Source organism: Serpentinimonas sp. SSL01 (genome assembly GCF_056323735.1).
The window spans coordinates 1021982-1034875 of record NZ_CM150487.1; the positions used below are offsets into that span (position 1 = coordinate 1021982).

The following is a 12894-nucleotide window of genomic DNA, read 5'->3' on the forward strand; positions in this document are numbered from 1 at the left end:
CTGCCCGTGCAGCCCCTAATGTGCAGCCCTTTACGTGCAAGCACTCTCGCTGAGTACCTTGGCGGCGTGCCCGTGTGCCCGTGCCCGTGTGCCCCAGCCCAATCATCCTTGCAAATTCATCAGGCTGGCATTGCCTCCGGCGGCGGCGGTGTTGGTGCTGATGCTGCGCTCAGTCAGCAGGGGCATCAAGGGCACGTGTGGATCGCCTGGGCGCATGACCGTCAGCGTCACGATCGGACCCTGCCGGCGCGCTAGGTCGGCGGCAGCCTGCAGGCAGCTGGGCTCATCCGCATGGATCAGGGCCGCTTCCACCGCTTCGTTGAGCGGGTCTGGCGAGAGGTCGATGCATCTTTGCACCGCTTCCGGCAATGCGGCTTTTAAACTGTGCCCCGATTCGGCCCACACAGCCCGACTGCCCACCGCCAAAACCGCTGCCAGCTGCGTCAACCGATCCTCGTCTGCCTGTGGCTGCTGGCCCGTGAGGCACAGCACACGCCCGCGAGCCTGCACGCGGTAGAGATTGCGTTCGCCGGTGGGGCCGTTTAGCACCGCCTCCATGCCGGCGGGATTGTGTGCCGCAAATCGGTCGCAGGCGTGCGCTAGGGTCAATCGGCCTTGGGCCAGCGCCCAGTCGCGCAGGCTCTGCAACGCAGGAGCGGCCTGAGGCCTTGCCAGAACAGCGCCGCTGCTCTGCACGCTGCGCAAGGCGGCGTCTTCCGGGCTGCGCGCTAGCAGGCGCAGCAGATACAGCGGCCCGCCGGCCTTCGGGCCTGTGCCCGATAACCCTTCGCCGCCGAACGGCTGCACCCCCACCACGGCCCCGACCATGTTGCGGTTCACATACACGTTGCCCGCGTGGCTCAAGCCCTGCACCAGTTCAATGGTCTCCTGAATGCGCGAATGCACGCCCAAAGTCAGGGCATAGCCCGTGGCGTTGATGGCCTGGAGCAACTGCTGCAAGTCTGTCCGGGCATAGCGCAGCACATGCAGCACGGGCCCAAACACTTCGTGCTCGAGATCGATCAAGCGGTTGATCTCGATCAGCGTGGGCGGCACCCAGGTGCCGATCGGGGTATCGCTCGAGGGATGCAAAATGCGGTGCACGCGGTGCCCTTTGGCCTGCATCTGGGCCACGTGCGCCTCGATGCCGTCGCGTGCCCGGGCGTCGATCACCGGGCCCATGTCGGTGTGCAGCTGCGCTGGTGGCCCCAGGCGAATTTCGGCCATGGCCCCTTTGAGCATGGCCATCAGCCGCTCGGCCACCTCGTCTTGCACACACAGCACGCGCAAGGCCGAGCAGCGTTGGCCCGCAGCCTCAAAAGCGCTGGCCAGCGCATCTTGCACCACCTGCTCCAGCAAGGCCGATGAATCGACGATCATGCAGTTCTGGCCTCCGGTTTCGGCGATCAGCGGCACGGCTTGCCCGTGCGCGTTCAGGCGCAGCGCCAACGTTGCGTTCAACACGCGTGCGGTTTGGGTGGAGCCGGTGAACAGCACGCCTTGAACACGGGCGTCCTGAACCAGTTGCATGCCGACTTCTGAGCCGCGTCCGGGCAACAACTGCAATGCCGCCCGCGGAATCCCCGCCTGCCAAAGCATTTCGACGGCCAAGGCGCCGATGGCGGGGGTGCTTTCAGCCGGTTTGGCCAGCACCACATTGCCGGCCGCCAACGCTGCGGCCACTTGGCCTACGAAGATGGCCAAGGGAAAGTTCCAGGGGCTGATGCACACCACCGGGCCCAGGGCCTGGTGGGTGCGGTGGTCAAAGTCGCGGCGCACCTGAGCGGCGTAGTAGCGCAGAAAATCCACCGCTTCGCGCACCTCGGCTGCGGCGTGGCTCCAGGTTTTGCCTGCTTCGCGCACCAGCAGGGACATGCAGTGCGGGGCGTGGGCTTGCAGCAGCTGCGCGGCTTGCTCCAGCGTTTCGGCACGCTGTGCCGCAGGCACAGCAGACCACAGCGGCGCTTGTGCCTGCGCAGCCTGCAAAGCCGCGTCGACATCGGCGGCGCTGGCGTACTGCACGGTGCCCAGCAGGTCCGCGTGGTCGGCCGGATTGTGCAGGGTATGCATCGCCGCCCCTTTGGCTGGCACGGCCAGCATGGGGCCTACCCTGAATGGGCCCACATGCTGCTGCATTTGCTGGGTGAGCAAGCGCAGGGTGGGTTCATCGGCCAAGTCGGTGCCAATCGAGTTGAGGCGCACCGTGCCATACAGGGCACCGGGCAAGGGCAGCTGCGGATGCGGCTCGCCGGGGCATCGGCCTTCACTCAAAGCGTCCTGCTTCATGCGCGCAACCGGATCCTGCACCAGATCGTCGATGGACACCTTCGGGTCGGCCATGCGGTGGACAAAGGAGCTGTTGGCGCCGTTCTCGAGCAGTCGGCGCACCAGGTAGGCCAGGAGGGTTTCGTGCGTGCCGACAGGGGCGTAGATGCGACAAGGCCGATCCAGCTTGGCCGCCCCAACCACCTGCTGGTACAGCGGCTCCCCCATCCCGTGCAGGCACTGAAACTCGTACTGACCCGCTGCGTAATCACCGAGCTGGGCTTGGGCCAAGTGCACGATGGCGGCCAAAGTGTGCGCGTTGTGGGTGGCAAATTGCGGGTACACCGCATCGGGGGCCGCCAACAGTTTGCGCGCGCAGGCTAGGTAAGCCACGTCGGTGTGGTGCTTGCGGGTGTAAACCGGGTAATCGCTCTGGCCCTCCACTTGGGCGCGCTTGACCTCACTGTCCCAGTAGGCGCCTTTGACCAAGCGCACCATCAGGCGATGCGCTGTGCGCCGCGCCAGATCGACCAAAAAGTCGATGACCAAAGGGCAGCGCTTTTGGTAGGCCTGGATCACGAAACCCATGCCCTGCCAGCCCCTCAGGCTGGGCGCTAGGCAGAGTGCCTCGAGCAGATCGAGCGACAGGTCGAGCCGATCGGCTTCTTCGGCATCGATGTTCAGGCCCAGGTCGTAACGGCACGCCAGTTCGGCCAGTTGCAGCACACGCGGCAGCAGCTCTGCCATCACCCGCGCCCGCTGGGCACGGCTGTAGCGGGGGTGCAGGGCCGAGAGCTTGATCGAAATGCCGGGTGAATTTAGTACCCCTTGCACCCTTTGCCCATTGGATGCCCGACCAATGGCGTGAATGGCGTGCAGGTACGACTGAAAATAGCGCTGCGCGTCGTCGGCCGTCAGGGCCGCCTCACCCAGCATGTCGTAGGAATAGCGAAAGCCCTTGGCCTCCATGCTGCGTGCACGGTGCAGCGCTTGGTCGATCGTTTCGCCGATAACGAACTGCTCACCCAGCATCTGCATGGCCAGCTGCACAGCCTGGCGGATCAAAGGCTCACCGCTCTTGACGACCAAGCGCCTGAGCGCGCCCAGCAACTGGCCTTCGCTGTGTGTGGCGACCCACTTACCGGTGAGCACAAGGCCCCATGAAGCGGCGTTGACGAACAACGAGTCGCTGCGGCCCAAATGCAGGTGCCAGTCGCCATGGCCCATCTTGTCGCAAATGAGCGCGCTGCGCGTGGCGGCATCGGGTATGCGCAGCAGCGCTTCTGCCAGGCACATCAGGGCCACGCCTTCATCGCTCGACAAGGCATATGCTTGCATCAGGCTTTGCACGCGACCGGCGCGGCCACCCCGGGCCGCTCCTTCGCGCAGACCGGTGACCAGTCGGCGCGCCAGCGCGTGGGTGCGCAGCGCCTGATCGGCGTCAAGCTGCACAGCCGCCATCAAGGGAGCCATCGCTTCGGCTTCGGGCAAGCGGTGGGCCCGGTCGATGGCCTCGCGCAGGGGGCTGCGCTCTCCGGGCGCTGCGCTGGCGCTGAACTGCGCACCGCACGCCAGCGGTTGGCTCAAGGGGTCTGGGTTGCGAATGGAAGTATTCATGTTGGGCCGCTTTTTTTACGGGGAGCAGGTCACCTCTCTGATCCCTGAGTCTGGCTATTCTGCCCAGAACGGCTGGTGTGGTCAAAAGGGGGCGGGTCAGGTGCTGATGCCCAACCTCGTAGACAAAAATCGATTACCCTCCAACCCTCAGGACGTCTGGGAAACACTGGTAAGGCAGGTCATGGCCACGGCATTCATACGCAGAAAAGTCGCGCTCGCAGGCGCCACCGGCCTGATTGGCGGTTATTTGCTGGATATGCTACTGGCTGAGGATAGCGTTGCAGAAGTCCATGCCCTGGTTCGACGCCCGTTGAAGGTCTCGCATCCCAGGCTCCACTGCCATCGGGTCGATTTCGCTGCACTCCCCGAACTGCCCCCGATCGACGAAGCCTATCTGGCACTGGGCACCACCCTCAAGGTGGCGGGCAGCCGTGAGGCATTTCGTGCGGTCGATCTGCAGGCGAATCTGGCGGTGGCCATGGCGGCTGTGCGGGCGGGTGCCCGCCGCATCGGCCTGGTCAGCGCTGCCGGCGCCAACGCCCAGTCGTCCGTCTTTTACAACCGGGTCAAGGGGGAGCTTGAAGAGGCGCTCAAGTCGCTGGAACTGGAGGCGCTGGTCATTGCTCGCCCATCCTTGCTGCTCGACAGCCGGGCACACCTGGGGCAACCGCCACGGTTGGCGGAATCCGTGGCCATTCCTATGGCGCGACTCATCGCACCTTTGATACCCGGCGCGTACCGGCCCATTCATGGGAAAGACGTCGCCCGTGCGTTGCTGCGATCAGTGCTCACTGCAAAGGGTGCACACGTTCTGACTTCGGGGGATATGGTGGGGCGTTGACGGGTTTGACCAGCCTAAAGAACACGCGCTTTGTCGCAGTGTGATGCAGCAGGGGCCAAAAACTGAAAAACCCCACCCTGTTTCCAGAGTGAGGTTTCATGTTTTGGTGCGGCTGGCAGGATTCGAACCCACGACCCCTTGGTTCGTAGCCAAGTACTCTATCCAACTGAGCTACAGCCGCTTGCTGAAGCCCGAATTCTATGCCAACTTCGGGCCGGTTTTGTGCGCGAGGCAGAAAAAATCTCTTCCTTGGGCTCTCGTGGGCCGCAGCCAAGGCGGGCTGACCGAACGCTGTGGGCTTGTACTAAAATGCAGCAGAGCTTGCAAAATCATTGTTAGCATTTTAATCCAAAATTCGTACATCTGCCGCGCACCGTGTTCAAACAACTCACCCTCTACCTTCTCGACCCGCAAACGCTGCCCCCGCTCGAGACCATGGAGCAAGCGCTGTCCGCTGCGCCTTTTGTGCCCTGCTTGGCCAGCCAAGAGCACTCGATCGGCTGGGTGCCGCCGCGCGGCAAAGAGCATGGGGCGCTGGTGGAACTAATCAATGGCCAGCGCCTGCTGCGGCTGCAAAGCGAGAGCAAGCGCGTGCCCGGCGCAGTGGTGCAGCGCCACCTCGACGAGCGGCTGCAGCAGATCGAGGCCCGCGAAGGACGCCAGCCGGGGCGGCGCGAGCAGCGCCAGCTGCGCGACGAGATCGTGCAGCAACTGTTGCCCATGGCTTTTGCCCAGAGCCGCAACGTCATGCTGTGGATCGACCCGGTAAACGGCCGGTTGGCCCTAGACAGCAGCAGCAACGCGCGCTGCGACGAGGCCATCAGCACGCTGCTCAAATCGTTTACGGGCTTGCAGCCCAAGCCTTGGAACACCCAGCTGTCGCCCCAAGTGGCAATGACCAACTGGCTGAGCGGCGGCGCCGACGACTGGCCGCCCCAGTTTGCCCCCGGGCAGGAGGTGGAGCTCAAGGCGGCCGACGAGCAAAAGGCCGCCGTCAAGTTCACCCGCCACCCGCTCGACGACGAGCAGATGCGCCTGCACATCGGCCAAGGCAAGCTGCCCACCAAGCTGGCGCTGGATTGGGAGGGACGGGTGCGCTTCGTGCTGGCCGAGAGCGGCAGCCTGAGCAAGATCGAATTCCTAGACGGCGTTTTTGCCGAGCACGGCCAAGCCGAAGAAGAAGGCGGCTTCGACGCCGACGCCACCATCGCCACCGCCGAACTCAGCGCCCTGATCGGCGACCTCACCCAGGCCCTAGGGGGCTTGCAGGCTTGATCTGATCAAGCTTGGGTGCCTGGCTCCTCGTGCCCGGCCTGATGTTCATCCCGCCCTAAGCGCCGTGCGATTTCGGCCACTAGGGTGCGCGCCAGCTGCAGCTTCGGGCCAGCGGGCAGGGCTTGGCTGCCTTGCTCGTCGAGCAGCAGCAGGGCGTTGTCGTCGCGGCCAAAGGTGGCTGGGCCGATGTTGCCCACCAGCAGCGGCACGCCCTTGCGCCGCCGTTTGGCCTCGGCGTGGGTGTGCAGGTCGTGGCTTTCGGCGGCAAAGCCGACGCAGTACAGTTGCCCGGCCCGGGCGCGCGGGCTGGCTGCTGCTTGGGCCAGGATGTCGGGGTTTTCTACAAACGCTAGGCTGGGTGGCTGGCCGCTGCCGTCTTTCTTGATTTTTTGCTCGGCGCTGTGCGCGGGCCGCCAATCGGCCACGGCGGCGGCAGCCACGAACACGCTGGCCCAATCCAGCTCGGCCTGCACCGCGGCCTGCATTTGCAGCGCCGACTGCACGTCGCAGCGGCGCACGCCCAGCGGCGTGGGCAAATGCACCGGCCCGGCCACCAGCCGCACCTCGGCCCCGGCTTCGCGGGCGGCCCGGGCGATGGCAAAACCCATCTTGCCCGACGAATGGTTGGTGATGCCGCGCACCGGGTCGATGGCCTCGAAGGTGGGGCCGGCGGTGACCAGCACCCGCTGCCCGGCCAGGCACTGGGGCTGAAACTGCGCTTGCAGCAGCACCAGCAGTTGCTCGGGCTCGAGCATGCGGCCATCGCCGCTCTCGCCGCAGGCTTGCTCGCCCTGCCCCACCGGCCACACGTGGGCGCCGTCGGCGCGCAGTTGCGCCAAGTTGCGCTGCGTGGCCGGGTGCGCCCACATCTCGCGGTTCATGGCCGGGGCCAGCAGCAAGGGCACGCGCTCGGCCGGCCGCGCCAAGCACAGCAGCGTCAGCAGGTCGTCGGCGCGGCCCTGCGCCAGCTTGGCCAGCAAATCGGCGCTGGCGGGGGCGATCAAAATGGCGTCGGCCGCGCGCCCGAGGTTGATGTGCGGCATCTGGTTGGGCTCGCGCGCATCCCACTGGCTGCTGTAAACCGGGCGGTTGCTGAGCGCTTGCAGCGTGGTCGGGGTGATGAACTGGCAGGCGGCATCGGTCATCACCACCTGCACCGTGGCGCCGTCTTTGACCAGCAGCCGGCACAGCTCGGCCGCCTTGTAGCAGGCAATGCCGCCCGAGAGCCCCAAGACGATGTGTTTGCCAGCTAGGTCGTTCATGGTCATGAATGTAACCGAGTGCGCTTCCTGCGAGCCACCAACGACCTTCAGCCCGTTCAAGCCGGCACCCGCGCTGCGCCGTCTGCCCGGGTGGCAAGCAGAAGCGCTGGTCTAGGCAAGGTTGAGCGGATTATTGATCCAACAGGGCAAAGCGCAAGCCGTCGTCGGTTTGCACCACCTGAAAGCGGCTGTCAGCTTGGCGCACTGGCTCGCCGTTGAGCAACAGCGTGCGGCGGATGCTGTACTGGCCTTGCTGGAAGCGGTTAGAAATGCCAAAAGACATCTCGGAGCTAAAGCCGCCGGCATCGCTGGCGCTGTGCACGCGCTCAAACGGCTCGCCCCAGCGGTTGCCGGCGCTGTCGCGCACCTCGACACGCTCGCTGATCGACACCGGCGCGTTGTCGCGCCCCGGCACCACGACCACGGCCGAGGTCAGCCGAACCTGTTGCCCTGCTTGCACACGCTGCGGGTCGATGGCGTGAGTGAATTCGGTCACCATAGCCCGAGGCGGCAGCTGCCGGTTGGTGCGCAGGTGCTGCTCGCGCACTTGCTCGGCAGTTTGGGTGCGGGCCGAGGTGAACGAGGCTGCAATTTCGCAGATGGTGAACGCCGCCGCGCCACACAAAGCAGCACGAATGGCTTGGTCGCGGTTGGCGCTCACGGCGCAAGCCAGCGCGGCCACTCCGGCTGCAACAACGCATTGGCCGGTCGAAACTTGGCGCTCGCCGCCGCCCTGTTCGGCCGTGCCGGGCAGGGTGGCGCAGCCTGAAAGCAGCAGAGCGGCGGCAGCTGCTGCGGCAGCCAAAGCCAAGGTGGATCTGGACATGATGAATTACTCCTGAAAAAAATTTAGTTCCAAATAGGTCCAGCCGTGCGACGGGCTTCATCGTACGCAAGGTTGGCACGGCGCAAAAATGCGGCGGCATCGCGGCAACCTTGCGCTTGCGCGCGCTCGCCAGCGTCGATGGCAGCCAAATACTGGCTGTTGCGCAACAAGTTTTCGGCCTGTTGCAAGGCGCTGCGACACGCAGCCTGGGCACGCTGCTGCTCGTTGCGCTGCTCAGCGTCGTCGATGAGCTTTTGCGCTTGGTTGAAGCACGCATCCGAGTGCTCGAGCGCTGCACGCAATGAACGCCGGGCCTGGGAAAAGTTGGGCGGGCTGCTGGCCAGATCGGACTCGATGCGCTGCAGCACCACACGGCACGCAGCCGGATCGGGTGCGGGTGCGGCAGCTGGAGCGGGCACCGGCGCAGGCGCTGGAGGCCTAGGCGCAGGCGGTGGGGCTGCGCGCTCGGGCGCAGGTGGGATGGGCGCAGGCGGTGGAGCTTGAACGGGTACCGGGGCAAGCACTACGGGCGCCGCTGGCAATGGCTCTTCCCGCTCCTCGATGATCACCGGAGCGGGACTGCGCGCTGCAACCGAGGGCTGCGCGGGTGCTGCGGGCTGCGCGGGAGGTGCCGACTGCGCCACAGGAGCAGAAGCTGCAGGCACTGCAACCGTTTGCTCACCGGGGTCTGGTGCGGTTGATACCACCCAAAAGAACCCCCCACCAAGCGCAAGCGCAAAGAAAGCCAAAAACATCAAGACAATAGACTTGGATGCAGCAGGCGGCCGCGGTGGCGGTGGCGGTGGCGGTGGCGGTGGCGGTGGCGGTGACCGTGGCGGTGGCGGTGACCGTGACGGTGGCGGTGGCGGTGGCGGTGACGGTGACGGTGACGGTGACGGTGACGGTGACGGCGGCGGCGGCGGCGGCGGCGGCGGCGGTGGCGGCGGTGCTTCCTGATTCTGTGCTTCAGCGGCAGGTACGGACGCAGCGGCAGTCGCAGACGCAGCCAGCACCGCGCCTACCCCACAATAGGGGCAAAAGCGAACCTTGCCTTGAAGCTCGTGCCCTTGCGGGCACACAGGTGCAGAATCAGTAGAACTCATGCTGGTAGGGTGCTGGAGGGCAAAGGATGGCCACCGGGGTCAATCATCTAGGAAAGCCTCCACATTTTTTTGCGAAATGCGCCACTGGGGACCGATTTTCTTGCCTTTCAAGTTGCCCGACTCCAGTTCAGCCAGCACATCAGCCAGCGACACACCCAAGAGTTGCGCCACTTGCTCGGGCGTATAAACCGATGGCGCAGAGATTGCGCTGGCTGCGGACACTGCGGCATCATTGGATGCCGGCGCAGCCATCATGGGCGCTGCGGCAGCGAGAACCGTCTGAGCAGCAGCTAGGGGCGCAGGCGCTGCGGCGATGCTGGGCAGGGCCCAATCGCCATTGAAGACTTCGACCTTGAGTGCCCGCTTGGGCTTGAGATCAATGCCATCCGAGCCGACTTCAGCTCGCGAAGCATCTGTCTCAGAGCCCTCCAACACCTCCGTGCACAGCTCAAAAGCCGCCTTGGAGTTGGCTGATAACTGCCCCCAGTTAGGCAAAGCCTTCAGAGATTTTTCGCTCTCGTTGAGCAACTCTTTGCACACTTTAGTTGGGAGATGTAACTCAACAAGATCTTCATTTGAATCATTGCGAAAGATACGGCTTGGATAGACATCGGTATAGTAATGCAACAAAAGCTCGTGATACAACGCTCGCTGCTCCGGTCGCGACAACCGAGAGAGTTGTTCCTCGACTTGTTGCTTTATGGCTTCGCGGCGCTCAGGCCTGAAACCATTGAGGCGCACCATTTTCTCCGAACCCGAGCTGAGGTTCATTGCACCTATTTTGATCATCAAGTTGCCCGCATCGTCGCCGCTGGATTTGCGTTGCAACACACGCAGCATCAAGGCTTGCAGCATGAGTTTAAAGTCAGAAATCAACTCCTGTAAAAAATCTTCGCTCAACTCCCTTGCATGCACAAAATTAAATACATGCTTGTGCGTGTGCAGCGGGTTCTTTTCTTCCTCTTGCTTGTAAGCATGGTGCCAACCATCTAGATCGCGCAAGGCCGGTAGCGGCACCCCGCTGAGCTCCACGTAGCACACCAAGCGCCCAGGCTCGGCGATTTCCACAAAGCCGATTTGCTCTGCCGTCATCTTGCTTTCAATGGGGATGAAAGCACCCAGCATACTAGAAAAATCGCGCTTGAAATCCTCGCTGCCTTGGACGCCCAGTATGCACTTGTATTGATCTTTGGCTTTGGCTTCGTCTAGGTAGCCATCGAGCTTGAGCGCCGCCCACGGCATGGCGCGCTGCATAGTGCGCTTGAGCAATTCTTTGCCGCCGTCGTTTTTGGCGCGCAAGGCAGCAAACAAAGGGTTCTCATCAGGCATCGCACCTGGAACTGCAGCAAGCTTGCTCAATGCATAGTTACGCACTTTGAAGAGCAATTCTTGCTCCCCCCCGGGTTCAGCTATGTCTTTAAAGAGCTTTTGCGTGCCACCGCTGTCTTGGAAAACTTCAGCCGCCCATTTGCGCGCTTCGTCTGTGTTGATAAGGCTCAACTTTGCGCCTTCGGTGGCAACGGCATCAAGGCGCACGTACATGGCGTGCTCTTGATTCATCGCAGCTTGGGTGCGCTCGATGCTCTTGACGCAGGCAGCCATGAGTGCATCCACCTGCAAGCGCCCGCGCTCCAGCTCGCCGATGAAGCCGCTCCAGATCGCGCGCCCTTGGGCGTTGGTGCCGGTGCGCTCACCCAAGCGCTTCGAGACATCGCGCACCAAATCGGCAGCCTCAAAACAAGCCACTGAACGCAGGTGGTACTCGACCCGGCGCTGGCAAGCTTCTGTCAACTGCTTCCATTTGGTGCTGGCGTTGTCTTGGGCGCCAAACCATTGACTTATGGCTTGGTCTAGGTGGTCTTGCAGGGTTGCGATCTCGTCGGTGTCGATGAAACCGGCAAGGTCGGCAAAGCGCTTGCCGGCTTGCTCGAGCATGAGCGCATAGCCGGTCTGGGGGTTGTCGATCTGGTCTTTGATGCGTTGAATCAACTCGATCGTAAAATCCAAGCCGCCGCGTTCTTTGTCGTCTACCCGCGCCCAGAAGGCTTTGATCAGGCCTTCTGGGCGCTCAGGGTGCAGGTATTCTTGCAGCAAATCACGCCGCCGGTTGCGCACCGCGTCTTCAAAAACACCGCTGCCGGGCTCTACGGTTTTGATGGCATCGCGGCGCACCTGCACCAAGAGCTCCTTGAGCTTGGCTGGCCACTGCTTGTAGTCGCTCACCTGATCGACAACCAAGTCAAACCGGCTGCCGATGGTCTGGGTGGTGGAATCGGTGAGAAGTTTGCCGTCGATACGCAATAGTTCATTGACAATGGGCGCGTACCTCTGCTGCTCACCTTGCTTCCATTCGGCATGGTTGGTGGCAAACTGATACTCGATCCCAAAGTTGGCGCTGCTTAAATGCAGGTATTTGTGCAGCAAATCGTCGCGGTCTTTGTCGGTGGGCAGTTTCTGCTGCGCGCGCTCAGACTCGATCGCCACGCCAAAAAAAACCGACAGCATCTGCTGCACGCAGCGCTCGACTTGCATCGACTGTTTTTGGTCGATCTGGGTATCTAGTATGGACTGACCCAATACCGAATAAGCGCGGCTGTAGCTTAGCTTCATGTCGCCGTATTTGGCGCTCAAACGTGGGCTGAAGCCCAGTGATTTGTGCTGGTTTTGGTTGACGGCCACCGAGCGTTTTCTGTTGGCAAACTCCGAGGTTGAAAAGTCTTCGAACAACACGTCGGCGAGCATCTCGTAGCAGTCGCCTATGGCTTTGGTTTTTTGGTGCGCTACGTTTTCGGTGTCGATGAAGTACACATCGTCGTAGGGCCGGCCCACTTCTTTGGGTGCACTCTCAGAATCTGACCAACGGCGCAGCGGTTGCGAGCCGCTGCGCATGGCCGCTTCGATCTCCATCAGGGCGGCGTAGGTGTTGGCTTGGGTGCGGGTGGCGTTGGCACCCGTGTAGCCTGTGGGCAACATCCAAAAGAGTTGCACCGATTGCCCTGTGGCGCCGCTGGTCTTAAACAAAACCTTGCTCAAGTAACCCAAATCGATGGCTGCGCCGGAACCGGTGCCGCCGGCGGTGGAGGCTACCACCACCACGCGCAAATTGCCCTCCATCAGCGTCAAGCCCAGCTTTTTGTGCTGCTGCTCGTTTTGTACGCTGACGCGCAAGTTGCTCAACGCAGCAGCGATGCTGCTCTTGATCTCTTGATAGCGATCGACAAAATACAGCGTAGAAATGGAGCGTATCTGCCCCGCCCCTTTCTCGGGGTTGATCTTGAGGGCGCTGACGCGCTCGGGCGTGAGCGGAAACCATTCTTTGACGTGCGGGAAGCGGTCAAGCGTTTCGGAGGTTGCGATGTATTTGCTTAGGTCAAGTTTTTTGACCAAGCTCTCGCTGGGCTTGAAGGCAATGGCTGCAGCCAGCGGGTCGTCGCTCGATTTGCCGCTTTCGGTGATGGTGCTCGAATCGAGGTCGATATGTAAAAACTCGGCAAACGGAAACTCGTCCAATTTGGTCAAGCGCGTGGGGCCGTTTTGGCCACGCCAGACCCGGCTCAAAATGCGGCGCCTTATGCGCCACAGCACCTCGGCCCCAGTGCCACCGGCACCGATGAACAGGGTGGGAACGACTTTGTCGAGCAACTTTTCTTGAATTTTGTTGCCCGCCCCTGCGACCACGTTGTTTTCACTCATTTTGACTCGCCC

General features: G+C 62.8%; 8 protein-coding genes and 1 tRNA gene. 3 read left to right on the forward strand and 6 right to left on the reverse strand.

All coding sequences use genetic code 11. From position 1 onward, the window contains the following. Positions 1–102: 102 nt before the first annotated feature. Complete coding sequence (gene putA, locus ACVMK0_RS04935; RefSeq protein ID WP_476464505.1) at positions 103–3882, reverse strand: trifunctional transcriptional regulator/proline dehydrogenase/L-glutamate gamma-semialdehyde dehydrogenase; 3780 nt, start codon at positions 3880–3882, stop codon at positions 103–105. On the opposite strand from putA, the gene ACVMK0_RS04940 reads away from it, so the two are divergent. Then, on the forward strand, positions 3869–4723 hold the full coding sequence (locus ACVMK0_RS04940; protein WP_476464506.1) for an NAD(P)H-binding protein: 855 nt from the start codon (positions 3869–3871) through the stop codon (positions 4721–4723). The genes putA and ACVMK0_RS04940 overlap by 14 nt on opposite strands. A 104-nt stretch (positions 4724–4827) precedes the next feature. Here ACVMK0_RS04940 and ACVMK0_RS04945 read toward each other — a convergent pair. Further along, positions 4828–4904, reverse strand: a tRNA-Arg gene (locus ACVMK0_RS04945). 194 nt (positions 4905–5098) lie between these two features. Between ACVMK0_RS04945 and ACVMK0_RS04950 the strand changes: the two genes are divergently transcribed. After that, complete coding sequence (locus tag ACVMK0_RS04950) at positions 5099–5998, forward strand: recombination-associated protein RdgC (protein WP_034114368.1); 900 nt, start codon at positions 5099–5101, stop codon at positions 5996–5998. Positions 5999–6003: 5 nt separating this feature from the next. Here the strand turns inward: ACVMK0_RS04950 and coaBC are convergent, their stop codons facing one another. The 3 genes from coaBC to ACVMK0_RS04965 all read right to left on the reverse strand — a co-directional run bounded on the left by coaBC (position 6004) and on the right by ACVMK0_RS04965 (position 8505). After that, entirely contained in the window at positions 6004–7260 is a 1257-nt protein-coding gene (gene coaBC, locus ACVMK0_RS04955; RefSeq protein ID WP_476464507.1) for a bifunctional phosphopantothenoylcysteine decarboxylase/phosphopantothenate--cysteine ligase CoaBC, read from the reverse strand. 130 nt (positions 7261–7390) lie between these two features. Further along, positions 7391–8086: a hypothetical protein gene (locus ACVMK0_RS04960; RefSeq protein ID WP_476464508.1), complete on the reverse strand. Its 696-nt coding sequence runs from the start codon at positions 8084–8086 to the stop codon at positions 7391–7393. 23 nt (positions 8087–8109) lie between these two features. Further along, positions 8110–8505, reverse strand: coding sequence for a hypothetical protein (locus tag ACVMK0_RS04965; RefSeq protein ID WP_250959924.1), 396 nt, complete (start codon positions 8503–8505; stop codon positions 8110–8112). Between the two features lie 353 nt (positions 8506–8858). On the opposite strand from ACVMK0_RS04965, the gene ACVMK0_RS04970 reads away from it, so the two are divergent. Then, positions 8859–9182 carry a hypothetical protein gene (locus ACVMK0_RS04970; RefSeq protein WP_476464509.1) on the forward strand — a complete coding sequence of 108 codons (324 nt, stop codon included), beginning with the start codon at positions 8859–8861 and terminating at the stop codon, positions 9180–9182. A 46-nt stretch (positions 9183–9228) separates the two neighbouring features. Here ACVMK0_RS04970 and ACVMK0_RS04975 read toward each other — a convergent pair whose 3' ends face one another. Continuing rightward, complete coding sequence (locus ACVMK0_RS04975; RefSeq protein ID WP_476464510.1) at positions 9229–12882, reverse strand: tubulin-like doman-containing protein; 3654 nt, start codon at positions 12880–12882, stop codon at positions 9229–9231. Between the last annotated feature and the right edge of the window lie 12 nt (positions 12883–12894).

Coding starts and splice junctions, on each gene's coding strand:
- ACVMK0_RS04940 (WP_476464506.1), top strand. CDS start 3,869: ATGGAAGTATTCATGTTGGGCCGCTTTTTTTACGGGGAGCAGGTCACC.
- putA (WP_476464505.1), bottom strand. CDS start 3,882: ATGAATACTTCCATTCGCAACCCAGACCCCTTGAGCCAACCGCTGGCG.
- coaBC (WP_476464507.1), bottom strand. CDS start 7,260: ATGAACGACCTAGCTGGCAAACACATCGTCTTGGGGCTCTCGGGCGGC.
- ACVMK0_RS04960 (WP_476464508.1), bottom strand. CDS start 8,086: ATGTCCAGATCCACCTTGGCTTTGGCTGCCGCAGCAGCTGCCGCCGCT.
- ACVMK0_RS04970 (WP_476464509.1), top strand. CDS start 8,859: ATGCAGCAGGCGGCCGCGGTGGCGGTGGCGGTGGCGGTGGCGGTGGCG.
- ACVMK0_RS04975 (WP_476464510.1), bottom strand. CDS start 12,882: ATGAGTGAAAACAACGTGGTCGCAGGGGCGGGCAACAAAATTCAAGAA.